The following is a 21,557-nucleotide window of genomic DNA, read 5'->3' on the forward strand; positions in this document are numbered from 1 at the left end:
TGCGAATCCTCCCGCTGGCCGATGACCTGATGTTGCCGCACGCCAGGCAGGCGATCTACTTTCTCAACAGAATCGGCCGATTGCAGCCATTCAGGATAGGCAGCAACCGGCTTACGCTTCTCTGGATCTTTGGCAACAACCAGCGTCCTAGAAGCTGTAGCGGGCGGTCAGCTTGAAATTACGTGGGTCGCCGTAAATGTCGTATGGGTCATAACCTCCATTGGCCACGCTGACGTAGTAGGTAGGATCGAACAGGTTGTTTACGTTGACCCGCAGATCCAATTGCTCGCTGGCCCTGTAACCTGCCACCAGGCCAGCCACCGTGTAAGAGCCCTGCCGGTTTTGCCATGCAGCAGTACCGCTGCACCCCGAGGTACGGACCGAACGTAGACTTTCACGAGTTGTAGCGTGGAGGGAAACGCCTTTTTATACTCCCCGTGAGCGCGCCGCTTTTGCGCAGCTTTAAACGACAGCCAGGCTTAGACGAACCTACACGGCTTCATGCGTCACAGATCAGCCCCTTTGGGTTACAGGTGCTTGGCCACGCCATGGCTGCGTGCCATGGCGATGTGAACGCTCCCGGGGACTTGGCTCCCGCTAAGTCATTTATTGTGGCGCAGGATAGAGAAATTCAGCGCGGCAGCCACCGAGAGCCACAGCAGGTAGGGGAATAAAATAAGTCCTGTGACGATATCCAGCCGCAACGCCAGCAATACCATCGCGGCCACTACAGTCCAAAGAAGAACAAGAATTATCATCGCGGCGCCGATCCGGTTCGCTCCAAAAAACACCGGAGTCCACAAAGTATTCAACGCTATTTGAGCTGCCCATAGCGCCAGTGCGGTCTCGCTGCCTGGTAGTACGGTTAGGCGATATCCTGCCCACGCCAGCAGTAGATAGATCGTCGTCCACGCCACTGGAAAGGCCCAATTCGGTGGAGTGAAGCTCGGCTTGTTAAGGGATTCGTACCAGGCCCCCGGCTGGAAGATGATGCCGGTTGCTCCAGCAGCGCAACATGCAATAAGGAAAATGTAGAAAGTCATATGTTGTCCTGGTCTCCGAAGGGGTAGTGGCTATTCTTCGGATTGGATGCCTACCCGATGAAAAAAGTCCGGCTCCAGGTTTATGAGTCAACAGCGTCCAGTGTCTGGTACCACTCAGCGTATGGTGTATTACCCACCTTGTGCCTATTGAAGTCTGGTGCACCGTCATCCCACCATACTGGGCCACGCTCCCCCAGGCCAACCTTTGCTCTATCGACAGCTGCTCTGGCGGTCTTAAGCTCGTCCGGATCTCCTGATGCTTTGGCCGCCTTTACTGCCCGCCGCGCAGCCATCAAGGCGTTCACCAGTCGCTGCCGTTCGTGTTCATCCAACGCAGGATTGGAACAGCGCCACAGCTTTCCGTTGACAACAAAGTAACGACCGTCTGGTGTCGTGGGATTCATAAATCAGTATCCATTTCTATGACTCCCTTCTCCCTGCCTCAACAATGGTATGCACCCCGACACCACTCTCATCCAGCCTTATCAGGCTGAACAAGTGGCCAATCCGCTATTACCCGGTATTGGCCTTTATGGGACTCGTAAAGCGCAAAGTGGTCGGCTCGGAGAGCAAACTCTGGCTGGTTATCTGCCTCTGGAACTGACGATTGAAAGTCACGTATCAGGCTCAAGTGAGGTCGATATTCTTTACGCTCTTGATCTTGCCCGAACGACAACATGGCCTGCTCCAGCGCATATGAAAGCAGCATCAGCTCCGGGAGAGCATCTTGCGGTGTGAGCACCAAAACCTTTGATTTACGCCATACCTCAAGCTGGTCAAGGACTACAGTCAGACGTTTCCCGGGTACCCTAACCGTCGATGCGGCTGCACAGATCTCTGCGATCTGGGCCTTATTAACAGCTCCCAGAAACAACAGCGTGAGAAGAAAATTAGCTGCAGGGACTGGGCGACCGATCCGCAGCGAAAGCGATGACCGCCATCGGGAAATCGTCTTTCTCAGTTCAGCTGGGCAGCCTAAGGCAAAAAAAAGTCTAGATTGCGGTTCAATGCTCAACGTCATACCTCTCTTCACGCATATCCACCAGCCGCTATCTTCAGCTCTCCACCGCAGGACAAGCGGCTCATAGATGCAGTGGTCGAGACAATTCTCTCGAAAGCTGTATTGCCTGGTTGAGAAGGGGACAGTACTTCGCGTCGACGTCATTCCTGACGAACGCTCCAACCCGCATCAGGTCACCGCTACGCCGACACGTGGAGATGCAAGGATAACTCGATATCTTTAGCCAAGCTTGCTACCCCGTACCCTGTGCATTTTTGCCAGGCGCTTTACCCAGTCGCCACCTTGGCTTGCCGTGCATTCTTGTTCAGAGTCGAAGAACACGTGCCGCTCAATATTCGGTGCGGTGACACCGGCTTTATCGAAGGCGGTTGAAGTCAGCTCAACCATCCGTGTGTCCAGTCCTGCCGCTAAAGCTCGGTCTTTGTTGGCCTTGGTATCAAATACCCAGATCACACGCAGGCTTTGAGTAAACGACTGGTAATCGGCCTCATGGGTCAGCCAATCGAAGCCGACGATCTCGGCTTTTGCGGTTTCGCAGGCGTCTGTAAGACTCGCAATCAGGCAGCGCTCAATGCGGGAGTGGTCACGTTTGCTCGATGGCATTGTGGTTCCAAAATCAACTGAATGGATAGGAAAGGCGCGCGCCTACGCGCCCATTCAACGTGTCTTGCAAATACATCCAGGCCAGTAAAACTCAGAGCAGGAAATAGTCGCCGCCCAGCTCGGCAGACAGGTGCTCTTTCAGCGCTGCAGAAAGCTTGTTCACCGCTTCCACGGGACCGTGGTGAACGCTTACGTTGGAGATTTTGCCTGCCGGGTTTTTGCTGAGAATTACAACGCCGTGAACGGCAACGCCACCGAAGGCCAATGCATCATATTCGAGCAGTTCCCTGTCCGCAAAAGTGGCACGAAATATCACTGAATGTGCTTCATACATACCACCTACCGCCTGCACGACCTTGATGATCGAATCCCTGCCTCGCAACGAGCGATTGAGGACTGACGAAATCAAAATCGCGTCTGGCGCTAATTCGTCTAGCCAAGGTGGCGATAACAGCGGTGCCGACGGCAGGCTCATGGGGCAACCCTCAATACCACCTTGCCCTGCGTGCTTCCTCGTTCCACCATCGCGTGCGCTTGTGCTCCTTCGCTTAGCGCAAACTCATGACTGACATGCGGCGTTAACTGACCTGACTCGACCCATGCGGCGAGCTGTTGCATGCCGACGCTATCTGGTTCAACGGCAACACTGGAGAACTGGCGTCCAGCGGCCGCAGCCAACGCCGGCATGTGACTGTTACTCAAACCTATGGATGTTACGACGATGCCGCCCGGCTTGAGCACTGGCAAAGACCGCTCCGCGTATCCATGACCCACTGTATCGAACACCACATCGATGTCGCTAAGCACCGTGGTGAAATCGACGGTCTGATAGTCGATCACTTCATCAGCGCCAAGGCTACGCACGAAATCGTGTTTGCCTGAGCTAGCGGTAGTAATAACGTATGCCCCTAGTGCTTTGGCGACCTGCACCGCGACGTGACCCAATCCTCCTCCGCCACCATGGATAAGTACACGCTGGCCTGGTTCGACCCGCGCGATTTCACTTAACGCCTGCAATGCGGTCAGCCCAACCAAAGGCAGGGCTGCCGCCTGCACATGGCTAAGGCGCGCGGGTTTTTTCCAGAAGTGGCGCGATGGCGCGGCTACGTATTCTGCATACGCGTTCACCGCACGCGGGAACAATGGCATGCCAAAGACTTCGTCGCCCACTTTGAAGCGGGTAGAGCCAACTTCGATTTCCTCAACCACACCTGAAACGTCCCAACCCGGCACGAACGGTACTGCCCCCAGCAGTGGGAATACGCCTGATCGCACGATTAGGTCGACCGGGTTGATAGAGGCTGCATGCACACGCACCAGCACCTCAGTGAAGTTGCGAATCGGCTTGGGAACTTCGGCCATTTCGAGGACTTCGGGGCCGCCAACGCTGTATTGAATCAAGCTTTTCATAGTTTGGTTTCGCAGGTAACGCTCTGGAATAGAGCCGATAGGGCTATACTCGTCGACGTGATCTCCCTTGTAAATTAGGCACCTTTTAGTGCTATAGGTACCCAGTGGATACTACCTTCAATCACATTCCTCGATCCAAGATCGGCAAACTGCGGGCAGGGGATATATACGACGTCACTTGCCCGTCGCGTAGCGTGATCCAAATGCTTGCGGACAAATGGACTCTGTTGATAGTTGACTCATTGTCATCGGGGCCGATGCGTTTCGGAGAGCTACGCCGGCATGTGGGCGGCGTGACGCAGAAGATGCTGACGCAGACATTGCGCTTGCTGGAGCGCGACGGTTTGGTTTTACGCGTGGTCTATCCGAGTGCGCCACCCAGTGTGGAGTATTCGCTGACGCCGCTCGGAGTAAGCATCACCGCAGTTACTGGGCAGATGTGCCAATGGGCTGAGGACAATATGAAGCCAGTATTGGTTGCGCGGTTCGATTACGACGCCCGCGCGGCACGCGAAGAACAGCCGCTCCCAAGCCCTACGTCCGGTCGCACCGGACGACGCCAATCCACTTAGCAGCTTCCCGGATGGCGGCTGCCACATGCTTAAGGGGGGGCTTTGCCGTCCGCCCATTTCAGCATGCCATCGAGCACGGGACAAAGGTGCTGGCCCCACGACGTAAGGCGGTAGTCAACACGAGGCGGTTTCTCGTCGTAAATGGTTCGAGAGATCAGCCTATCGTGCTCCAGGCTACGCAATTGCTGAGCCAGCATTTTCTGGGAAATACCGTCAATCAGGCGCTCAAGATCCGAGAAGCGTTGAATCTTTCCGTCAAAAAGGTGGAAAAGTATCAAGAGCTTCCATCTGCCACGCAGCAACTGGAATACAGCGTTCACATCGTGGGCGGCCGACTGGGGCGTGTAGATTTTTTTGTGGCTCATGGCCGTCACTTACTTTTTCGTGCGTTCTTGTCGAGGACTGTCTAGCGCGTTGATGATGGCGGTACTACTGATCAACGGGAGATAGCCATGAGTTTCACTATGGATCCAGCTATTCAAGCATATTTTGCAAGCGAGACAGCTGAGTGCGTCGATGAACTTGAAACGATATTTGCGCCAGATGCTGCGGTGACAGATGAAGAAACTGCTCACTGTGGCATAGAGGCCATCAAGGCTTGGAAGCAGGCCGCGAAGCAGAAGTATCGGTATACCGTTGAGCCTCTTGATGGCCGTGTCAGCAATACGGGCATAGTTGTAAACGCGCGGCTTGCGGGTACGTTCCCGGGAAGTCCGGCGGTGGTGACATACACGTTTGGCATCCAGCGCGGGAAGATCCAGACGTTGGAGATCCGTTGATGAATACGACCGACCAGATCAAATGTCGCCGGGCGCTCGTCACCGCCGGCACTCAGGGCATAGGCAAGGCCGTCGTTGAGACATTGCTGGCGGAGGGAGTCGATGTCTTGGCAGTGTCGCGGCATCGTCCGGACTGGCTCGCCGAAGAACATTTTTTTGCATCCGATATCAGCACGCTTGAAGGATGTCCGGCCGTCGTGGCAGCAGCTCAACGGCGCTGGAGTGAGATAGATATCGTGGTGCATGTTCTCGGCGGTTCATCTGCGCCGAGCGGAGGATTCCAGGCCTTGACCGACGAGGATTGGGCGGCGGCATTCGACTTGAACTTCTATCCATCTGTGCGGATCGACCGGGGCCTGGCGCCATTGATGCTCGCGCAGAAATTCGGGGTCATTATCCATGTGACTTCGATCCAGAGTCAGTTACCACTGCCCGAAGCCACAACGGCCTATGCGGCAGCAAAGGCGGCACTGTCCAATTACAGCAAAGCATTGTCCAAAGAGCTGAGCCCGCAGGGCGTCAGGGTTGTACGGGTCTCGCCGGGGTGGGTTGAGACCGAGGCGGCGCAAGGCTTGGTCAAGCGGATCGCAGAGGGCAAAGGCATCAGTGAAGACGATGCCAGGCAATCGGTCATGGACTCTCTTGGAGGGATCCCTCTAGGCAGGCCAAACCGTCCCCAGGAAGTGGCTGACCTCGTCAGCTTTCTGGTTTCTGACAAAGCCAGCGCTATCACCGGCGTCGAATATGTCATTGACGGCGGCACCATCCCAACCGCTTGAGGCAGAAAAGTTGCCAGGCAACTGTCTCGATGATCGGTGCGCGCTCGACGTGGTCGCTAATCACTTCGAAAGGTTCAGCTTGGAATGAGTGGTCGGTCACCCTCCGACGAAGCAAAGCCAGTCAGAGATTGACCAACCCACCATTTGCCGGTTAGCTGTACAAATATACAGTCTTCGGCGTTTCCCTCATGATCACCTTCCTCGGCCCACTTGCCGCAGCGACTTCGAGCTCCCGCTTTATTCCTACCCTGTGCCTGCTGGGTTTCCAAATCCTGCAGCCGACTATCTCGAACAGAAGATCTCGTTGGACGAGCTGCTTGGCCTGCCTGCTGCACATATTTACCTCGTCCGGATCGCAGCCCGAAGCTACCCAGAGGGTCATGGGTGTGTTGGACGAAATTAACGCCAGATGGAGAAAGGACGCTGAGAGTGGCAAGCGTACCGACGAATCCTGATTGGGGAATGTGTAGAGAGATGATGAGCCGTCGCTATACGACGCGGGTTGATCATCTTTGGACTGTGTACTGCAAATAAAAAAACCATCATCAGGATGGCGAAAGATCGTTTTGTGAAAGGAGAGATGAACAGATGACAGCAACAAACTCTGTCGCTTTAACGCGACGTGAATTGCAGGGGATCAGCTCTGACCTGAAGTGGTCGGCGGTTGAGCTCGCTCGAATAGCTGGACGCCTCGGCGCTGCTGGGAACTCGTCCGATGCGCAGGCGGTGCTGCGAATGATCCAGATTTTCCAGCAGGGAGAGAAACGGCTCGACATTATCGCTAATCAGATAAGCGATATGGCATTCCTGCAGGAAGCTGACAAAGCGTGATCATGAGGTGAAATGGATCAGTTATTTTTCGTTTGGATCGTCGTCTGTACTCGCGCTCGGCCCAAGTAATCCGATGCTCCAAGCCGCCGCGCAGCCGTTAAAACCTAAACACATGTTGGTATGATGGGCGCTTGCGGACATAGTTTACCAAACTACCTTTTGTCGATTATCAGGAACATTGTTCTCCTTCAGGTCGCCTATCGTTGCTCAGCAGGGCGTTGTACCTACGTCTTCGGCAATAGAGTAAATTTTTATGGGTGTAGATACTCGCTTTGGCGAACTGCAAGCTAACGATGCGAAGGAATTGCTGGACTGCCCAACTGAATTGGATCGGCAAATCCTAGCGTACTCACGACAATGGTTACTTGTGGGCATTTTTTTACGTTGCACCACATGCGGCGCATCGCAGAAAGCGAGTGATAGCGCTAATTCCTTCCGTCATCGCCAGGAATGCGAGATGAAGTCCGCTGAGCATGAATACCCTTGGCGACAGCTGCTCGCCATATTGTCCCTCTGCCCTATGAGCGCTTGACGGAGGCGACGCGTTAGTGGCCGATCGTGGCCTGCTCGTCGGCGGATAAGTGACCCGGGCGGACGTTAAGTGGCCCCTTCGAGAATGACGAACGTACCAGTCGCAATTCCAATGCGCAGGGCCTTCGCCGCTTGGTATTCTGCGCTTTCATAGAAGCGCTTAGCGTCGGCGAACGAATCGAACTCGAATATCACATGCCGCTCATGAGCTTCACCTTCGAGGTTTTCATACTGTCCTCCTGCAATGACCTTCGGGTTGAAAGGTCGCATTGCATCGCCTGCGGCTTTTGCATAGGCGGCGTAGGCCGTTGCATCCGAAATGCTCACGTGCCCGATCAGGTAGCCTTTTGGCATGTCTGTCTCTCTTTCAGTGGGTATATTAAATTCAACGCAGGGCAGTAATTACAGCCGCCTGTGTCATAGGTATTCATTTGTGGTCACAGGCTCTGCTTCGACGCCACCGGCGTGAAAGGTGCAGGGCGTCTACTGGCATCCTGGTGATCAACCATCCAGCCCGGATAATAAGGCGGCAAAGCACTTACAGCCTCAAGGCGCGCTAGCTCCTCGTAGGTAAGAACGACATTGGCCGCACCCAGATTATCTTCGAGCTGATCAATCCTTTTGGCACCGATGATGACGCTCGTGACATAAGGTTTGGCAAGTAACCAGGCGAGCGCCACTCTAGCGACGGAGATACTGCGCGCGTCGCCGATGGCGCGCATCTCTGCGACGCAGGGCCAGGCCTGATTCAGATCAACGGGTGGAAAGTCGAAACTACTACGCCGCGAACCTTCCTCTGTGGACGCTCCGGGGCCGAATTTCCCTGAGAGCAATCCTCCTGCAAGAGGCGACCAGACGAGTAGGCCCATCTGCTCCTCGATAACGAGTGGCACCAGTTCACGCTCCACGTCACGTCCGGCAATAGAGTAATAGGCCTGTAGGGTCTCAAAGCGTGTGGCATTCAGTGCTGCGCTCAGCCCTAACGCTTTGCCGATCTTGCCCGCGTGCCAATTTGAAACGCCGACATAGCGGACTAACCCTTGGCGCGTCAGGTCATCCAGGGCCCGCAGCGTTTCTTCTATAGGGGTCACTGGATCGCTGGCGTGAATCTGGTAAAGGTCAACATGATCGACCTGAAGGCGTTCCAGACTTCGCTGCACAGAATCCATGATATGACCGCGCGATGCCCCTTGATCGTTGGGCTTGGAGCCCATCACGCCAGCTGTCTTGGTTGCCAGCACTACCTCGCTGCGCGGCACGCCAATGTCTCTCAATGCCTGGCCGAGGATGCGCTCAGACTGGCCGAAAGAATAAATGTCAGCGGTGTCGATGAAATTGATCCCGTGCGCCAGCGCGTGGCCGATCAACCTGTTGGCTTCGCCCTGATCAACCGCGCCGATTGCAGCCCATATACCCGCATCGGCATTGCCTCCGAGCGTCATCGTGCCGAGACACAGCTCGGATACATACAGGCCCGTACGGCCAAGTCGTTTGTATTTCATGACGTCTCCTTCCGAGATCAATGGATGAAAATAAGCACAGCAACGGGCCAATAATGTCGGCACGAGTGGATTTCAGACGGACTGAGAGTTCCCTGATCGCAACTGCCCGGCAATCAATGCGACGCGTACGCCATACAGACGTGCCGTCTCCAGATCCCCTGGCGACATCTCTTCAGGAGACGCATCTGCAGGTGTCTGCGCCATGGGCGCGATATAGGAGCCCATACGATTTGGGTCGTCGCGTTTCGAAGCCTTGACGTTCGCCGGTTTGATATCCAGTCCGACCCAGATCCCGGCGTGCTGCCCAGAAAGCAGGAGGAAATACTCAAGTGTGTTGAGCTTGTCGCCGTTGATGCTCGCGCTGTTGGTGAAGCCGCCAAAGATCTTGTTTTGCCATGTGCCTTCGAACCAGGGCTTGGAGGAGGCATCCGCGAATTTCTTAAACTGCCAGCTAGGGCCACCCATGTAAGTAGGTGAGCCAAATACAATGGCATCTGCGTCAGTGAGGGTTTGCCAGGCATCGTCGGAAATATTGCCCTCGGGGTCGATTGCCACCAATACGGCACCAGTGCCTGCGCCTTCGGCGACTGCGGCCGCCATGCGCGCTGTGTGGCCATAGCCGGAGTGGAAAACGATGGCAGTTCGGACAGGCGTGGAAGTTGAGTTCATGCGTGCTCCCTTATGTGCGATGAGTTACGGACGACATGGGAGCTACTTTACTGAGTACAAAATGCGCTATAAACCATGCAATTCTGAACGCTCTGTTATCTATCTGGTGAACAATGCCAAATCTCCAGGCACTTTTGATTTTTGCCCGTGTTGCGGAAATGATGAGTTTCACGCTTGCGGCTGAAAGCCTGGGAATCCAGAAGGGGCGGGTGTCGACGGTGATTCGTGCGCTGGAACGAGACATGGGCGCGACCCTCCTGCACAGAACGACACGCAGCGTGCAATTGACCGAAGACGGCCGTACTTTCTATGCACGCGCACGCGACCTGCTGGCCGAAGCTCAGGACGTGCAGTCCATGTTCGCGAACAACGGCACTCCCCTGAGGGGACGATTGCGCGTCGATATGCCGACTGAGTTGGCAAAGACGGTAGTGATTCCCGCTCTGCCGCAACTGCTCAATGCGAACCCTGAGTTGGAGCTGGAATTGTCCAGCACGGATCGTCGGGTCGATCTCGTTCATGAGGGGTTCGATTGCGTGATCCGTCTCGGGCCGATCATGGACGACACGCTGATTGCACGCTCGCTGGGCAAGTTGCGCATGATGAACGTGGCGAGCCCCGGCTATCTGGCGGAGTACGGTACGCCGCAAACAATCGACGACCTGCTCAACCAAGGTCACCAGATGATTCACTACACGCCGACCCTTGGCGCTCGACTGGCTGGATGGGAATATCCGGAGGGTGATGGCTATAAATCAATTGCTCTGCCAGGCGCGATGCAGGTCAATAACGTGCAGACCTATCATGCTGCGGGCCTGGCGGGGATTGGACTGATTCAGGCCGGTTATCTGGCCCTTGCGCACCACATCAAAAGCGGCGATCTGGTAGAAATTCTGCCCGATCTAAGACCCGAGCCGCTGGCGGCGTCGCTCGTAGTTGCCCATCGGCGCAACCTTTCCCCACGCGTCCGGGCCTTCATGACATGGATCGAGCGTGTATTGGAACCCTATTTTGATTAGCCGCTTGAGTGGTCAACACGCGACCTAGTCAATTGTCTTAAAGCTGCTTGCAAGACGTATTTGCCATACGCTTACTACGAAACAGGGTAATTCAAGACATGATGGGATTCTGGAAGGAGGCTCACGGTTGGGCTCCGATCGAGGCAGCAGAACTGCTGAATAAATCAATGCTCGAATGGCAGGGTTCGCTGGCAGAGCAACTGTCAGTATGGTGTGGCACGCTGACTGACGGCCAGCTTATTCTCGCCTGGGCAAACCTAGGCGCCTTAGTTGAGGGTCAGATGAAGTTGTTGTTGTCGGTGTATTACCAGGATTACCTAACAGATGCTGATGCCATCAAAAAGAAAGGGCACACCCTAGATCCTGACGGAGTAACTCTGGAACCGTTGATTCTCTTTTTCAAACGAAGAATTTGGTCCCCTGAAGAAGAATGGGAGACATGGGTGCGGATGGTTCAACAGCGCCGGAACGCGATACACGCTTTCAAGGCAAAAACTATCGGTACCACTGATGAGCTGCATGCAGCGTTGGCCAAATTTCTAGAGTTCGTGAGGTTTATAAATGGGCGGTTACCATATCCCGATGGACATTATTTCCCTCCAGAATACTAATTTTCTAAGGTAGTTAGGTGCGTGGTATGAATATAGTGCGCCTAACGAGGAAAAACCGGCGCGCCTGGCAGATCCTTCGGGGCTGAAGCCCACGATCTGCCCCATATCGTGGGCGCTGAACGCCCTATCCCAACCAGATCCCGTCCTTGGTCGCTGCCAGGGTATTGGCAATGTTCTCGTTACTCTCGGCAAATGCCGCAAGAATCTGATGGCTCGGCTGGCCGCTGGCGACCGCGTTGCTCCAGTAAGCCAGGCCTGTCGCATCGGCCGGGCGATGCAGCACGTTCTTGTAGTAGTTGTTGAGCATCGTGTTTGTATCACCGCCCGGGTTGAGTTGCCGGAACTCGTTGCTCTGCACGAAGCCCAGCGCCACTTGAGCCACACTGGCGCTCTGGTCGACCTGGTCGAGCCAGTACTTGAGACCGGCCGTATCCGGCTTGCGGTCGAACGCCGCCTGGTAAAGCCGATACACCGAGCCGGTGGTTTCACCGGCCTTCACGTCCAGGGCCAAAGTACCGTCCATGAAGGTCAGGCGCTCGACCCCATTCATGGTGTCGGTTTTGTTCGGTGCCTTGAGGATATAACCCTTACCGCTGGCTGCGACGGTCACATAGCTCCGGTTGGCATCCACCAGAATGGTATCCAGCCCGGTACCACCGTAATAATCGTCATTGCCCTGCGAAATAAAGAAGATGTCGTTACCCCACGACCCGTTGATTCGGTCATTACCCCGAAAAAGCGTATAAGCCCCGTAGGTGTCCGTGGTGCTGAGACTAAAACCAGAGAAAGTCAGGTACGGGGCATTGTCGTGGGAGTAAGTAATGCTGGTGGCGCTTCCGGTGCCATTGGAATTGAAGAACCCATTGAGTGCCATGCTGTAAGGACCATTGGTCGTTACAATCAGCGTACTGCTGGCACTGACGAGGGAAAAATCACCACCCAGGCCCTCTAAAATAGCCAGACTAACAGGCCGATGATAAGTTGCGATTGCCATTGAAAAATCCTTATTTCGAACGAAGAACACAAACGCACCACGCTCGCCAGGCGTCCGTGCCGACGCATTGTAATCATCTGCTGACGGGATTGTTACTTTGTCGATACATGAGGGTAGGAGCGACTTTGTACGTGGGTTAAACCGCTGCGGGAAAATGGAGCATCGGGGGTTCAACCTGCTATTTACCGGGGCATCAGGCTCCTTTCGGCCAACTAGCTGCCGGTTTGCAACCGTACGTTGCTGTTTATCTATTGCTGGGCATGCACCACTGAATTACGCAGCGGCACCAACGCAAAAAAAGCGCCCGAAGGCGCCACAGTTCAACCTAAATCAACCCTCTCTCCGCAAACGAAAGCGGTGTCCCGCTGCCCACGATGAAATGATCGATCAGGCGAACGTCGAGGAGTGTGAGTGCTTCCCGGATTCGCTTGGTGATGGCGATATCAGCCGAGCTGGGCTCGGTGCATCCGGAAGGGTGGTTATGGCTGATGACGGCTGCGGCGTTGTGTGCCATCGCGCGTTTAATCAGCTGGCGGGGATGGATGGTGGCCGTGTCGATGGTGCCTCGAAAGAGGATCTCGAACGCCATGGGACGATGCTTGCTGTCGAGGAAAATAACCGCGAAGGCTTCGTGCTCTTCAGCAGCGAGTTTGAGCTTCAGGTAAGACGTCACTGCCTTCGGTGAATCCAGTGCCGGGTCTCGTGTGAACAGTCGTTCATCAAGTATCTCCAGCGCTTGCTCAATGATCTGGTTTTCAACGGCAGTTCTGCAGGTTCGAAGATCGGTGAGGCTTGGGTGGGTTAATGGCGGTTTCAAGGGACGCTCTCCGAAACGAAACGGGCAGCACCCCATGGGGATAGCTCCGCGTGAGGTTGGTATTGCGGTCATGACGGGTATGACCGCAAGTTGCAGGTTATTTCTTTGCTGAGCCGCAGCTCAAGGCGACGTAATCCGATTCGGCTTCTTCGGCAACAGCTGAGGTAGCAACTGTCGTGTCGGGAGCACCACCGGGGTTTGAAAGCTCCTCTCTCGGTTTGGCCTGGTAAACCATCTCACCCTCGACCTTCACCCAGGAGATGAACAGCAAACGGCCTATGAGGCTTGCGCCTGGCTGGCCTTGCTTTTCGCCTTTGGTGTAGGTGAACGCATCGGTCCATATGTCGCCGATCCTGAAGGAAATGAGTACCTTCTTGCCGGCTGTGAGCGATGGCCAGTAAAGGCGAGTGATACGATCGGCTTCACTGCCGCTGACTTTGCAGTCGATGTAGGAATACTCTACATCGTCCGCAGCACCGTGCAGCGCAGCCACGGTGACGCACAGAAATGGCTTGCCTTTGCGTACCTCGACTTCGCGGATGCGATTGAGGTAACCGATGCCGGTGGTGTGCAGGTCGAAATACTTGCTTTCGTTGGTCTGAGTCATGGTGTTTCTCCGGTTTTGCAATGAAAAACGGGAAACAACTTGCCCTGGCGGGAAGTGATTCCCCGCGTGGGTGATGGTGTGTTCAGGCATTCGGTCGTCGTTGGTGCCGACGATTGATCGCGCTGCCGAATGCGATGGCGATCTTGGGACGATCAACGCATCGCTGCGCCGTAGCCTTGAAGATCGAAGCTACCTGGGCATGTTGCTGACGGCGTCAGCGGAACATGTTCAAAGCATGGGAGGCTGTCAGTCCGTAAACTGGAATGAAGGTGTGGTGGTTTGGGCATGCTAAGAGGAAAGGTGAACACTGATCGCAATTAGCGACGGGCTACTGTGATTCCAGTGGAATCATGCTGCCGATATGCACTGTGAGGCCAGTGGCGTCACTTCAAAATAGGCGCTTGTCCGCCGGAAAATCAAAGGCTGTGAGTTTGGCGCTGGCCGCGTCAGGGTGCAGCGGGTTGAACAGGTAGTTGCAGTTCGCCGGCACAATGGCCGTGGGTACGCGGTAGAGCAGGGACTCCTCTCCCTGTAGCCAGCGATCGCCGATCTTGCGCGTGGCGAGCACGTCCATCTGCCAATCTTCGTTCAGGTGGTCGTGCCCGTCGATGACGCTGATGCTGTCCGGCAACTCGACACGCAGCAGCGTGAAATGCTCGGGCAATTCATCCATGCTCAACTCCAGATGAACCAGCACTTCCAGCAGCGACGTAGCCGGCCAATCTGCCAGGTAAACCACCGGATGCCCCTTGGTGTGCCAGCGGCCCGATACCTTGGTACCGCCTATTCCGCTCAGATCCTTGAAATTCGAAATTCGCCATAGAACACGTTCGGTCATGCAAAAAATCCGTGATTGATTCGCTCCAGTGTTTCTTCTGCGGCCACATAGCCAGGCGTGGTTGCCGCTGCTTCAAGGGCAGTCAGCCCGCCAAATGCCTTCTGCGCCTTGTTCAGCCAGTGAGCCGCCTTGTCCTTGTCGCCGAACACCTGTTCGGCCAGTACCACCAGTTTGCTGACGCGATACAAACGGTCACCTTCTTCCGGAGAAAGACGCTCGCCCTTGGTCCGGCGGTGGCGCAGGGTCCGGGCATTGATGATGCCGACGCTGACGGCGCTGACCCCATGTCGGGACAGGTTATCGATGGCTTCAAGCGAGACGCCGGTGCGGATAAGCAGGTCCATGGGCTCGCCCGGAATACCGCCCATCATTTCCAATACTTGAAAATCCGGTTGTACGATCATGCCTTCCTCCAACGAAACGGCAATTTGCCTGAAACTATAAGGCAAAATGTCACTCATTGGAACAGGCGCAAACAGCACGGTGAAGTGGCTGCTCCGATGTGCTGTGGGGTGGGTGTTGAACTCACTATTGCGGGCTTTTTCGATCGTGCGCAGCAGGTAGCCGAACGGGGTGCGCATCGACTCCAGTGGTTTGGCAGCCCACTGATCGAGTACATCCTGGCGCAACTCGGTGGCCAGTGGCCCGAGGGCTATGATCGCCTTGTGCCGCTGATCCGCTGGCAGGTACCCGGCGAAAGCTCACGGCGGCGGGAATGGTGGTGTCGAGCAAGTTGATCTGCGGATGATCCGCCAGGGTTTCGACGAGGGATTGGTAAATCAGGCTCGCATCGTTGGTCGCATTGAGCTTGTTGATCACGATGTTCAGCGGCGGAGTGTGCACGCCCAGCGATGCCAGAGGCGCAAGGTCCTTGAGCAATTGCTGGGTGCCCCGGTAAAACTCGCGGGCAGCCAGCACAGGGATGGTTTCGTTCTGGGAAATCAGCTGGTAGGGTGCCGCCGGGAGCTTCGCTGTCCAGACGATAAAACGAAGACAACAGGGGTGCGTATCGAGGTCGATGGGCAGGGTGCTGAGATTGGCGTCGGCGCAGAATGCGCCCAGGTTTGCGGTTACTGTGGTCTTGCCAGGGCCGCCTTTGGTTGAGAGGATCGATGCGATTTTCAGGGTGCTTGCCTCAAAATCGATTGATTAGAGACAGCGCTTAAACCGACACAACGAGCTGGGCAAAGTCTGCGTGAGGGGGAAACCTCAACGAAAAAGGGCGGTTTTGTTGGCCTTAAGTTTCCGGTGACTAGCTCACCGGATCCTTGAAAATACCTACAAAAACCGCCCAATCTCTTGAAACATTTGGCTCCACGACCTGGACTCGAACCAGGGACCCAGTGATTAACAGTCACTTGCTCTACCAACTGAGCTATCGCGGAATGAGCGCTATGTTACTGATTGGATTGGAGAAGTCAAGCAAGCCCGGAAAATATTTTCGGTTGCCGACAGGCTGTCTTCGCAGAGGGTTCATTCGCAGCCAGGGTTTGGCGTAAGGTGTCCGGGAACGTGTTTGTTGCCATTTCACGAGAGGTGCAAGGAAGTGACTGTTAACAGCCAACTTGAAACATTATTCCCCGCGCTGGAAGACATCCCGCAGCAGTATCGTCCAGGCGACGCCATCGAACAGCGCGAATTCCTGGTCGGTGGGGCGTTGCATGTGTGGCCGGGGCCGTTGGCTCCGGTGCGCAGTCCGATTTGCCTGACGGTTGCGGAAGGTATCCGCTCGGTGATTCTCGGCAGTACGCCATTGATGGATGCCGCAACGGCGATGACGGCGTTGGATGCGGCCGTTCAGGCTTACGACCGAGGGCAGGGTAGCTGGCCGACAATGCGGGTCGTGGATCGAATCCGCCATGTCGAAGCCTTCCTCAAGCGTATGCGGGAGCAGCGTGAAGCCGTGGTCAAGTTGTTGATGTGGGAGATTGGCAAGAATCTCAAGGACTCGGAAAAGGAATTTGATCGAACCTGCGACTACATCACCGACACTATCAATGCACTGAAAGAGCTGGACCGGCGTTCGAGCCGTTTTGAGCTTGAGCAGGATACGCTGGGTCAGATACGGCGCGTGCCGTTGGGCGTGACACTGTGCATGGGGCCTTACAACTATCCGCTGAACGAGACGTTCACCACGCTGATCCCGGCATTGATCATGGGTAATACCGTGGTTTTTAAACCGGCGAAATTTGGGGTGTTGCTGATTCGTCCGCTGCTTGAAGCGTTCCGCGACAGTTTTCCAGCAGGTGTCATTAACGTGATCTACGGCAGTGGTCGCGAAACTGTCAGCGCCCTGATGGCCAGTGGCAAGATCGATGTGTTTGCTTTTATCGGCACCAACAAGGCTGCCAGCGATTTGAAAAAACTGCACCCCAAGCCGCATCGTCTGCGTGCTGCGCTGGGCCTGGACGCCAAGAACCCAGGCATCGTTTTGCCAGATGTTGACCTGGATAATGCGGTCAGCGAGTGTGTTACCGGCTCTTTGTCGTTCAACGGGCAGCGCTGCACCGCATTGAAAATTCTGTTTGTTCACGAAAACGTCGTCGATAGTTTTCTGCAGAAATTCACCGACAAACTCGCCCAGCTGAAACCTGGGATGCCTTGGGAATCGGGCGTATCGCTGACGCCGTTGCCTGAGCCAGGGAAAACCGAATACCTCAAGGGTTTGGTGGATGATGCGCTGGAAAAAGGCGCACAAGTTATAAATCCCGGTGGTGGTGAAATCCGCGAAACGTTTTTTTATCCCGCGCTTTTGTATCCGGTAAATGCTCAGATGCGGGTTTATCACGAAGAGCAATTCGGGCCAGTGGTGCCCGTCGTGGTGTACAGCGATCTGGAAAAGGTCATCGACTACGTCCTGGATTCCGATTTCGGTCAGCAGCTGAGTATCTTCGGCACAGACTCGGCCCAGGTCGGTCGTCTGGTCGATGCATTTGCCAATCAGGTCGGCCGTATCAACATCAATGCGCAGTGTCAGCGTGGCCCTGATCAGTTTCCTTTCAACGGCCGAAAAAACTCAGCGGAAGGCACATTGTCTGTGCATGATGCCCTGCGGGTGTTCTCGATTCGAACCCTTGTGGCAACCAAATTCCAGGATGCGAACAAGGCGCTGATCAGCGACATCATAAAAAACCGCGAATCGAGTTTTTTAACCACCGATTACATTTTCTAAAAAAGTGGTTCAGGGGTATCGGCGTCGCGATTTGGCGCCGATATCGATTGCTGAACCATTACTTACACCTTGCCGGACTTGAAAAACCTTGGTTGAAGTAAACAGTCAAACAGCGTTGAATCCAGGAAAGCTGCATGTCTCTCTGGTTCATCAAGAACTGCGCGACGCCACCGCCGCGCCCCATAAATCCCTGGAGAAAAGACTGCCGTTTGAGTCTGCCGACCTCGACAGAGGTGCTTACCTGCGCCTGCTTGAAGCCTATTACGGCTTTTACTTTGCCCTTGAACAACAACTTGACCGGGTTTGCGATCTCGATAGGTCAAGTCTCATTGGCCGACATAAAGCAGCGGCGCTGGAAAAGGATCTTGAAGTGTTGGGGCTCACTCAAGAGCAAATTTCAGCACTTGAGATGTGCCATGAACTGCCGCCGTTGACCAATGCGCTGCAAGCGCTGGGTGTCATGTATGTGATGGAAGGCGCAACCCTCGGCGGTCAGGTATTGAGTCGGATCGTAAAAGCCAGGCTCGCGATTGACAGCGACAGTGGTGGCGCATTTCTGAATGTTTATGGGAGTGCGGCAGGGCAGATGTGGCGGAGTTTTCTTGCGCTGCTTTCGGGCGTCGATGACCCCAGTCAGCGCGACCAGGTTGTCCAGTCCGCGCTCCTTACTTTTACAAGTTTTGAACGTTGGTTGGAGCGCTCGCAGGTTCTGCGGTAAGTATCGATGCGGCGCAAATCCAGGTCTGGCTGTGGACCTGAGCGTCGTCGCGGGACCGCTCGGTCATAAATATTCCTGAATTCTGCGGCTTTGTTTGGATTACGGCAGACGCTTCTATATTCTTGCGCTATCCATCACTCAGGGACGGCGGGCACATTGCCGTATTGGCATCCAGTCAAGTGCCTGTTTTCTGCCTCGCCAAGGAAACTCGATGAGCACTGCCAGCACGCCTTTATCCGGCGTCAATCAGCCACTCAAGGGTATCGCCCTTATTGTTCTGGCGACTCTTCTTTTCTCTACGCACGATACGCTTTCCAAATACCTGTCGGGTTTCTATCCCATTGTCATGGTGGTCTGGGTGCGCTACGTCGTGCACACCTTGTTGATGGCCTGCATTTTCATGCCTTCGGCGGGCTTGCGGGTTTTGCGAACCAAGCGGCTTAAATGGCAGGTGATGCGCGCGTTGTGTCTGTTGGGTACCAGTCTGTTTTTTACCACTGGCCTGATGTACATCCCGTTGGCCGAAGCGACCGCAGTTAACTTTCTGGCTCCCTTGCTTATTACTGCGCTGTCGGTGCCATTGCTGCGCGAACATGTGACGCGCAAGCAGTGGGCGGCCGTATTGGTCGGTTTTGTCGGCGTGCTGATCATTGTCCATCCGGGTGGCGAATTGTTTACGCCGGCCAGTCTTCTGCCGCTGTGTTCAGCGTTGTGTTTCGCTTTCTATCAATTGCTGACACGCATGGTCAGCGCCCATGACAGCCCAACGACCAGCAACTTCTTCGCCGGCCTGTTCAACACCCTTGTGATGTCCGCATTGGTGCCTGTTTTCTGGAAAACGCCAGAGCTCAAGCATCTGCCGTTGATGCTGGCGCTGGGAACCTGCGGCATGGTCGCGCACTTGCTGTTGACCCAGGCTTACCGCTTCGCAGCCCCTGCGATGCTGGCTCCGTTCAGCTATTGCCAGATCGTGTTCGCAGGTCTGCTGGGATATCTGGTCTTCGACCACGCCCCGTCGCTGACCGCACAGTTCGGCATCACGGTCATTTGCCTTAGCGGCCTGGCAGCCGCCTGGCAGCAACGCAGAAAAGGCTGATTCGCTCAGCTTTGGCATCGGGGCGCAATTGCTGGCCCCCGATGTCACCGGACAGGTCTACCATGTGCTCACCTTTTTGCCGCGTCGGTCACTTGGCTGGTTTTTGTTACCTGGCGCGGTCCTCTGCCTTTTTTGCACGCCAGGAATTACTACATGAGCATTGACCAGATATCCCTCCCAAAAGGCGCGGGCCCGCACGCTGAAAAACTGTTTGAAGCGATCACTCAGGCAGGCACGGTCAGCGAGCTGAATCGTGCGGGCGGCAAGGCCGAGGGCTTCGTGCTCGGGCTGGAAACGGCCAAGGCGATCAAAAGTCAGATTGCAGAGCGGCTTTATGTCGTTTACGACGACGCTGCAACCCAGCGTGAAACCGAGCTGACGGCCTGAAAATTCGGCGCTATCCGAGGGGGCTTACCGGCTTGGCAGATATTCAGGCTTGACCAATACGAGCAGGTACCCCTAAATTCGTTCATCACTTGAATGCGATTGGAGAATCTCTATGTATCCTGATGTTCAGCTTTTCATCGACGGCCAGTGGCGCGCCAGCCGCGACGGTCGAACCTTGCCAGTCATGGATCCTGCCACCGGCGAAACCCTAGGGACTGTGGCCCATGCCGACATCGTCGATCTCGATGAAGCACTGGCGGCCGCCGAACGCGGTTTTGCGGTATGGCGGCGCACCTCGGCCTTTGATCGCTACAAAATCATGCAAAAAGCTGCGCACCTGCTGCGTGAGCGCGTCGAGACCATCGCTCGAATCCTGACTCAGGAACAAGGCAAGCCCTTGGCCGAAGCTCGCACCGAAACGCTGGCGGCAGCCGACGTTGTTGAATGGCTCGCGGAAGAAGGTCGCCGCAGTTACGGACGCATCGTTCCGTCGCGTGGCGCAGGCATCGAACAAAAAGTCATCAAGGAACCCGTAGGTCCTGTGGCTGCCTTCACGCCGTGGAACTTCCCGATCAATCAGATTGTGCGCAAGCTGTCGTCGGCGCTGGCGGCTGGCTGCTCGATTATCATCAAGGCCCCGGAAGAAACCCCTGCATCGCCTGCCGAATTGATTCGTGCGTTCGCCGATGCCGGTGTTCCGGCAGGTGTGATTGGTCTGGTTTATGGCGATCCGGCGCAGATTTCCAGCTATTTGATTCCGCATCCGGCGATTCGCAAAGTCACCTTCACCGGCTCGACGCCGGTGGGTAAACAGCTGGCGGCCTTGGCGGGTCAGCACATGAAACGCGCCACGATGGAGTTGGGCGGGCATGCACCTGCCCTGGTATTCGACGACGCCGATATCGATCTGGCGGCGCGGGTGCTGACCCTGTCCAAGTTCCGCAATGCCGGTCAGGTCTGTGTTTCCCCAACACGTATTCTGGTGCAGCGCGGCGTGTTCGACGCCTTCACCGAGAAGTTCGTTGGCCTGACCCGGGAAATCAAGGTCGGCAACGGACTCGATGCGACCACGACCATGGGACCGGTTGCCAATGAACGACGCATCCCGGCCTTGTCTGCATTAGTGGACGATGCACGCAATGCTGGCGCGACCGTACACGCCGGCGGGAAGGCCATCGCAGGTCCGGGTTATTTCTTCGAACCGACGGTACTCAGCGGCCTGACTCGCCAGATGCGCATCATGAATGAAGAACCTTTTGGCCCTGTCGCGCTGCTGGTGCCTTTTGACACCCTGGAAGAAGCCTTGGAAGAGTCCAATCGGGTGCCTTTCGGACTCGCGTCATACGCGTTCACCACGTCGATGAAAACGGCCAATGCGCTGAGTACTTATATCGAGGCGGGCATGCTGTCGATCAACCATTTGGGGATCGGCCTGCCGGAGATTCCATTTGGCGGGATCAAGGACTCCGGTTACGGCTCCGAAGGCGGCACTGAGGCCATCGAGGCATACCTCAATGTCAAGCTGGTGACTCAGTACAACTGATACCGCCCGCATCGA

The 21,557-nt window shown here is 55.6% G+C and carries 28 protein-coding genes, 1 tRNA gene and 2 pseudogenes; 13 read left to right on the forward strand and 18 right to left on the reverse strand.

Features of this window, described 5'->3' with window-relative positions:
• Positions 1-147: 147 nt before the first annotated feature.
• A complete protein-coding gene (locus CFII64_RS29550) occupies positions 148-309 on the reverse strand; it encodes a hypothetical protein (RefSeq protein WP_371106469.1) in 162 nt (53 codons plus the stop codon).
• 25 nt (positions 310-334) lie between these two features.
• Between CFII64_RS29550 and CFII64_RS30620 the strand changes: the two are divergent.
• Positions 335-457: pseudogene (locus tag CFII64_RS30620) on the forward strand (carboxymuconolactone decarboxylase family protein); the annotation flags it as partial.
• Positions 458-602: 145 nt separating this feature from the next.
• Here CFII64_RS30620 and CFII64_RS25535 read toward each other — a convergent pair.
• The 6 genes from CFII64_RS25535 to CFII64_RS25560 all read right to left on the reverse strand — a co-directional run bounded on the left by CFII64_RS25535 (position 603) and on the right by CFII64_RS25560 (position 4,077).
• Positions 603-1,043 carry a TspO/MBR family protein gene (locus CFII64_RS25535; RefSeq protein ID WP_020293758.1) on the reverse strand — a complete coding sequence of 147 codons (441 nt, stop codon included), beginning with the start codon at positions 1,041-1,043 and terminating at the stop codon, positions 603-605.
• Positions 1,044-1,123: 80 nt separating this feature from the next.
• Positions 1,124-1,447, reverse strand: coding sequence for a hypothetical protein (locus CFII64_RS30365; RefSeq protein ID WP_020293759.1), 324 nt, complete (start codon positions 1,445-1,447; stop codon positions 1,124-1,126).
• A gap of 68 nt (positions 1,448-1,515) precedes the next feature.
• The gene (thpR, locus tag CFII64_RS25545; protein WP_020293760.1) at positions 1,516-2,064 is read right to left on the reverse strand and encodes an RNA 2',3'-cyclic phosphodiesterase; all 549 of its coding nucleotides are present in this window, start codon (positions 2,062-2,064) and stop codon (positions 1,516-1,518) included.
• Between the two features lie 219 nt (positions 2,065-2,283).
• A complete protein-coding gene (locus tag CFII64_RS25550) occupies positions 2,284-2,667 on the reverse strand; it encodes a hypothetical protein (protein WP_020293761.1) in 384 nt (127 codons plus the stop codon).
• Between the two features lie 91 nt (positions 2,668-2,758).
• On the reverse strand, positions 2,759-3,142 hold the full coding sequence (locus tag CFII64_RS25555) for a hypothetical protein (RefSeq protein WP_020293762.1): 384 nt from the start codon (positions 3,140-3,142) through the stop codon (positions 2,759-2,761).
• Positions 3,139-4,077 (reverse strand): NADP-dependent oxidoreductase, encoded by a 939-nt coding sequence (locus tag CFII64_RS25560; RefSeq protein WP_020293763.1) that lies wholly within the window; start codon positions 4,075-4,077, stop codon positions 3,139-3,141. The genes CFII64_RS25555 and CFII64_RS25560 overlap by 4 nt, the downstream gene beginning before the upstream one ends.
• A 203-nt stretch (positions 4,078-4,280) precedes the next feature.
• Here CFII64_RS25560 and CFII64_RS30625 point away from each other — a divergent pair, with 203 nt between their 5' ends.
• On the forward strand, positions 4,281-4,649 hold the full coding sequence (locus tag CFII64_RS30625; protein ID WP_020293764.1) for a helix-turn-helix domain-containing protein: 369 nt from the start codon (positions 4,281-4,283) through the stop codon (positions 4,647-4,649).
• Positions 4,650-4,678: 29 nt separating this feature from the next.
• On the opposite strand, the gene CFII64_RS25570 is transcribed toward CFII64_RS30625, so the two are convergent.
• Entirely contained in the window at positions 4,679-5,014 is a 336-nt protein-coding gene (locus tag CFII64_RS25570) for a helix-turn-helix domain-containing protein (RefSeq protein ID WP_020293765.1), read from the reverse strand.
• 87 nt (positions 5,015-5,101) lie between these two features.
• Between CFII64_RS25570 and CFII64_RS25575 the strand changes: the two genes are divergently transcribed.
• The 4 genes and pseudogenes from CFII64_RS25575 (at position 5,102) to CFII64_RS25590 (ending at position 7,038) form a co-directional block, all read left to right on the forward strand.
• Entirely contained in the window at positions 5,102-5,428 is a 327-nt protein-coding gene (locus CFII64_RS25575; RefSeq protein ID WP_020293766.1) for a nuclear transport factor 2 family protein, read from the forward strand.
• The gene (locus CFII64_RS25580) at positions 5,428-6,207 is read left to right on the forward strand and encodes an SDR family oxidoreductase (RefSeq protein ID WP_020293767.1); all 780 of its coding nucleotides are present in this window, start codon (positions 5,428-5,430) and stop codon (positions 6,205-6,207) included. Before CFII64_RS25575 ends, CFII64_RS25580 begins: the two co-directional genes overlap by 1 nt.
• A gap of 356 nt (positions 6,208-6,563) precedes the next feature.
• A pseudogene (locus CFII64_RS30375) lies at positions 6,564-6,741 on the forward strand (DUF4113 domain-containing protein); the annotation flags it as partial.
• A 54-nt stretch (positions 6,742-6,795) separates the two neighbouring features.
• Positions 6,796-7,038, forward strand: a complete 243-nt coding sequence (locus CFII64_RS25590; RefSeq protein ID WP_020293769.1) for a hypothetical protein — start codon at positions 6,796-6,798, stop codon at positions 7,036-7,038.
• 597 nt (positions 7,039-7,635) lie between these two features.
• Here the strand turns inward: CFII64_RS25590 and CFII64_RS25595 are convergent.
• The 3 genes from CFII64_RS25595 to CFII64_RS25605 all read right to left on the reverse strand — a co-directional run bounded on the left by CFII64_RS25595 (position 7,636) and on the right by CFII64_RS25605 (position 9,740).
• Positions 7,636-7,923 (reverse strand): DUF1330 domain-containing protein, encoded by a 288-nt coding sequence (locus CFII64_RS25595; protein WP_020293770.1) that lies wholly within the window; start codon positions 7,921-7,923, stop codon positions 7,636-7,638.
• An 83-nt stretch (positions 7,924-8,006) separates the two neighbouring features.
• Entirely contained in the window at positions 8,007-9,071 is a 1,065-nt protein-coding gene (locus CFII64_RS25600; RefSeq protein ID WP_020293771.1) for an aldo/keto reductase, read from the reverse strand.
• 72 nt (positions 9,072-9,143) lie between these two features.
• Complete coding sequence (locus tag CFII64_RS25605; RefSeq protein WP_020293772.1) at positions 9,144-9,740, reverse strand: flavodoxin family protein; 597 nt, start codon at positions 9,738-9,740, stop codon at positions 9,144-9,146.
• 113 nt (positions 9,741-9,853) lie between these two features.
• On the opposite strand from CFII64_RS25605, the gene CFII64_RS25610 reads away from it, so the two are divergent.
• Positions 9,854-10,759, forward strand: a complete 906-nt coding sequence (locus CFII64_RS25610) for a LysR family transcriptional regulator (RefSeq protein WP_020293773.1) — start codon at positions 9,854-9,856, stop codon at positions 10,757-10,759.
• A gap of 98 nt (positions 10,760-10,857) precedes the next feature.
• Positions 10,858-11,370, forward strand: coding sequence for a hypothetical protein (locus tag CFII64_RS25615; RefSeq protein WP_020293774.1), 513 nt, complete (start codon positions 10,858-10,860; stop codon positions 11,368-11,370).
• A gap of 124 nt (positions 11,371-11,494) precedes the next feature.
• Here the strand turns inward: CFII64_RS25615 and CFII64_RS25620 are convergent, their stop codons facing one another.
• The 7 genes from CFII64_RS25620 to CFII64_RS25655 all read right to left on the reverse strand — a co-directional run bounded on the left by CFII64_RS25620 (position 11,495) and on the right by CFII64_RS25655 (position 16,011).
• Entirely contained in the window at positions 11,495-12,364 is an 870-nt protein-coding gene (locus CFII64_RS25620) for a DUF4214 domain-containing protein (protein WP_020293775.1), read from the reverse strand.
• Positions 12,365-12,689: 325 nt separating this feature from the next.
• A complete protein-coding gene (gene radC / locus CFII64_RS25625) occupies positions 12,690-13,181 on the reverse strand; it encodes a DNA repair protein RadC (protein WP_044901721.1) in 492 nt (163 codons plus the stop codon).
• Between the two features lie 97 nt (positions 13,182-13,278).
• Positions 13,279-13,788, reverse strand: a complete 510-nt coding sequence (locus CFII64_RS25630; RefSeq protein ID WP_020293777.1) for an STY4534 family ICE replication protein — start codon at positions 13,786-13,788, stop codon at positions 13,279-13,281.
• A 388-nt stretch (positions 13,789-14,176) separates the two neighbouring features.
• Positions 14,177-14,626 carry an RES family NAD+ phosphorylase gene (locus tag CFII64_RS25640; RefSeq protein WP_020293779.1) on the reverse strand — a complete coding sequence of 150 codons (450 nt, stop codon included), beginning with the start codon at positions 14,624-14,626 and terminating at the stop codon, positions 14,177-14,179.
• A complete protein-coding gene (locus CFII64_RS25645; protein ID WP_044901723.1) occupies positions 14,623-15,030 on the reverse strand; it encodes an antitoxin Xre/MbcA/ParS toxin-binding domain-containing protein in 408 nt (135 codons plus the stop codon). The genes CFII64_RS25640 and CFII64_RS25645 overlap by 4 nt, the downstream gene beginning before the upstream one ends.
• A 124-nt stretch (positions 15,031-15,154) precedes the next feature.
• Complete coding sequence (locus tag CFII64_RS29565) at positions 15,155-15,772, reverse strand: ParA family protein (protein ID WP_371106471.1); 618 nt, start codon at positions 15,770-15,772, stop codon at positions 15,155-15,157.
• Positions 15,773-15,935: 163 nt separating this feature from the next.
• Positions 15,936-16,011, reverse strand: a tRNA-Asn gene (locus tag CFII64_RS25655).
• Positions 16,012-16,172: 161 nt separating this feature from the next.
• On the opposite strand from CFII64_RS25655, the gene CFII64_RS25660 reads away from it, so the two are divergent.
• The 5 genes from CFII64_RS25660 to CFII64_RS25680 all read left to right on the forward strand — a co-directional run bounded on the left by CFII64_RS25660 (position 16,173) and on the right by CFII64_RS25680 (position 21,542).
• A complete protein-coding gene (locus CFII64_RS25660) occupies positions 16,173-17,798 on the forward strand; it encodes an NADP-dependent glyceraldehyde-3-phosphate dehydrogenase (protein WP_020293782.1) in 1,626 nt (541 codons plus the stop codon).
• Between the two features lie 88 nt (positions 17,799-17,886).
• Positions 17,887-18,516, forward strand: coding sequence for a biliverdin-producing heme oxygenase (locus CFII64_RS25665; protein WP_020293783.1), 630 nt, complete (start codon positions 17,887-17,889; stop codon positions 18,514-18,516).
• A 211-nt stretch (positions 18,517-18,727) separates the two neighbouring features.
• A complete protein-coding gene (locus CFII64_RS25670) occupies positions 18,728-19,612 on the forward strand; it encodes a DMT family transporter (protein WP_020293784.1) in 885 nt (294 codons plus the stop codon).
• A gap of 153 nt (positions 19,613-19,765) precedes the next feature.
• Positions 19,766-19,999 carry a hypothetical protein gene (locus tag CFII64_RS25675; RefSeq protein WP_020293785.1) on the forward strand — a complete coding sequence of 78 codons (234 nt, stop codon included), beginning with the start codon at positions 19,766-19,768 and terminating at the stop codon, positions 19,997-19,999.
• A gap of 112 nt (positions 20,000-20,111) precedes the next feature.
• Positions 20,112-21,542, forward strand: coding sequence for an NAD-dependent succinate-semialdehyde dehydrogenase (locus tag CFII64_RS25680; protein ID WP_020293786.1), 1,431 nt, complete (start codon positions 20,112-20,114; stop codon positions 21,540-21,542).
• The last annotated feature ends 15 nt before the right edge of the window (positions 21,543-21,557 follow it).

This window comes from Pseudomonas sp. CFII64, from assembly GCF_000416235.1.
Taxonomy (GTDB): domain Bacteria; phylum Pseudomonadota; class Gammaproteobacteria; order Pseudomonadales; family Pseudomonadaceae; genus Aquipseudomonas.

What these genes read in the sequence shown, in the direction of transcription:
- CFII64_RS25590 (WP_020293769.1), top strand. Translation starts at nt 6,796, where the DNA reads ATGACAGCAACAAACTCTGTCGCTTTAACGCGACGTGAATTGCAGGGG.
- CFII64_RS25640 (WP_020293779.1), bottom strand. Translation starts at nt 14,626, where the DNA reads ATGACCGAACGTGTTCTATGGCGAATTTCGAATTTCAAGGATCTGAGC.
- CFII64_RS25610 (WP_020293773.1), top strand. Translation starts at nt 9,854, where the DNA reads ATGCCAAATCTCCAGGCACTTTTGATTTTTGCCCGTGTTGCGGAAATG.
- CFII64_RS25595 (WP_020293770.1), bottom strand. Translation starts at nt 7,923, where the DNA reads ATGCCAAAAGGCTACCTGATCGGGCACGTGAGCATTTCGGATGCAACG.
- CFII64_RS25680 (WP_020293786.1), top strand. Translation starts at nt 20,112, where the DNA reads ATGTATCCTGATGTTCAGCTTTTCATCGACGGCCAGTGGCGCGCCAGC.
- CFII64_RS25670 (WP_020293784.1), top strand. Translation starts at nt 18,728, where the DNA reads ATGAGCACTGCCAGCACGCCTTTATCCGGCGTCAATCAGCCACTCAAG.
- CFII64_RS25555 (WP_020293762.1), bottom strand. Translation starts at nt 3,142, where the DNA reads ATGAGCCTGCCGTCGGCACCGCTGTTATCGCCACCTTGGCTAGACGAA.
- CFII64_RS25605 (WP_020293772.1), bottom strand. Translation starts at nt 9,740, where the DNA reads ATGAACTCAACTTCCACGCCTGTCCGAACTGCCATCGTTTTCCACTCC.
- CFII64_RS25600 (WP_020293771.1), bottom strand. Translation starts at nt 9,071, where the DNA reads ATGAAATACAAACGACTTGGCCGTACGGGCCTGTATGTATCCGAGCTG.
- CFII64_RS25550 (WP_020293761.1), bottom strand. Translation starts at nt 2,667, where the DNA reads ATGCCATCGAGCAAACGTGACCACTCCCGCATTGAGCGCTGCCTGATT.
- CFII64_RS25645 (WP_044901723.1), bottom strand. Translation starts at nt 15,030, where the DNA reads ATGATCGTACAACCGGATTTTCAAGTATTGGAAATGATGGGCGGTATT.
- CFII64_RS30625 (WP_020293764.1), top strand. Translation starts at nt 4,281, where the DNA reads ATGCTTGCGGACAAATGGACTCTGTTGATAGTTGACTCATTGTCATCG.
- CFII64_RS25560 (WP_020293763.1), bottom strand. Translation starts at nt 4,077, where the DNA reads ATGAAAAGCTTGATTCAATACAGCGTTGGCGGCCCCGAAGTCCTCGAA.
- CFII64_RS25535 (WP_020293758.1), bottom strand. Translation starts at nt 1,043, where the DNA reads ATGACTTTCTACATTTTCCTTATTGCATGTTGCGCTGCTGGAGCAACC.
- CFII64_RS25575 (WP_020293766.1), top strand. Translation starts at nt 5,102, where the DNA reads ATGAGTTTCACTATGGATCCAGCTATTCAAGCATATTTTGCAAGCGAG.
- CFII64_RS25630 (WP_020293777.1), bottom strand. Translation starts at nt 13,788, where the DNA reads ATGACTCAGACCAACGAAAGCAAGTATTTCGACCTGCACACCACCGGC.
- CFII64_RS25615 (WP_020293774.1), top strand. Translation starts at nt 10,858, where the DNA reads ATGATGGGATTCTGGAAGGAGGCTCACGGTTGGGCTCCGATCGAGGCA.
- CFII64_RS25580 (WP_020293767.1), top strand. Translation starts at nt 5,428, where the DNA reads ATGAATACGACCGACCAGATCAAATGTCGCCGGGCGCTCGTCACCGCC.
- CFII64_RS25620 (WP_020293775.1), bottom strand. Translation starts at nt 12,364, where the DNA reads ATGGCAATCGCAACTTATCATCGGCCTGTTAGTCTGGCTATTTTAGAG.
- CFII64_RS30365 (WP_020293759.1), bottom strand. Translation starts at nt 1,447, where the DNA reads ATGAATCCCACGACACCAGACGGTCGTTACTTTGTTGTCAACGGAAAG.
- thpR (WP_020293760.1), bottom strand. Translation starts at nt 2,064, where the DNA reads ATGACGTTGAGCATTGAACCGCAATCTAGACTTTTTTTTGCCTTAGGC.
- CFII64_RS25570 (WP_020293765.1), bottom strand. Translation starts at nt 5,014, where the DNA reads ATGAGCCACAAAAAAATCTACACGCCCCAGTCGGCCGCCCACGATGTG.
- CFII64_RS25675 (WP_020293785.1), top strand. Translation starts at nt 19,766, where the DNA reads ATGAGCATTGACCAGATATCCCTCCCAAAAGGCGCGGGCCCGCACGCT.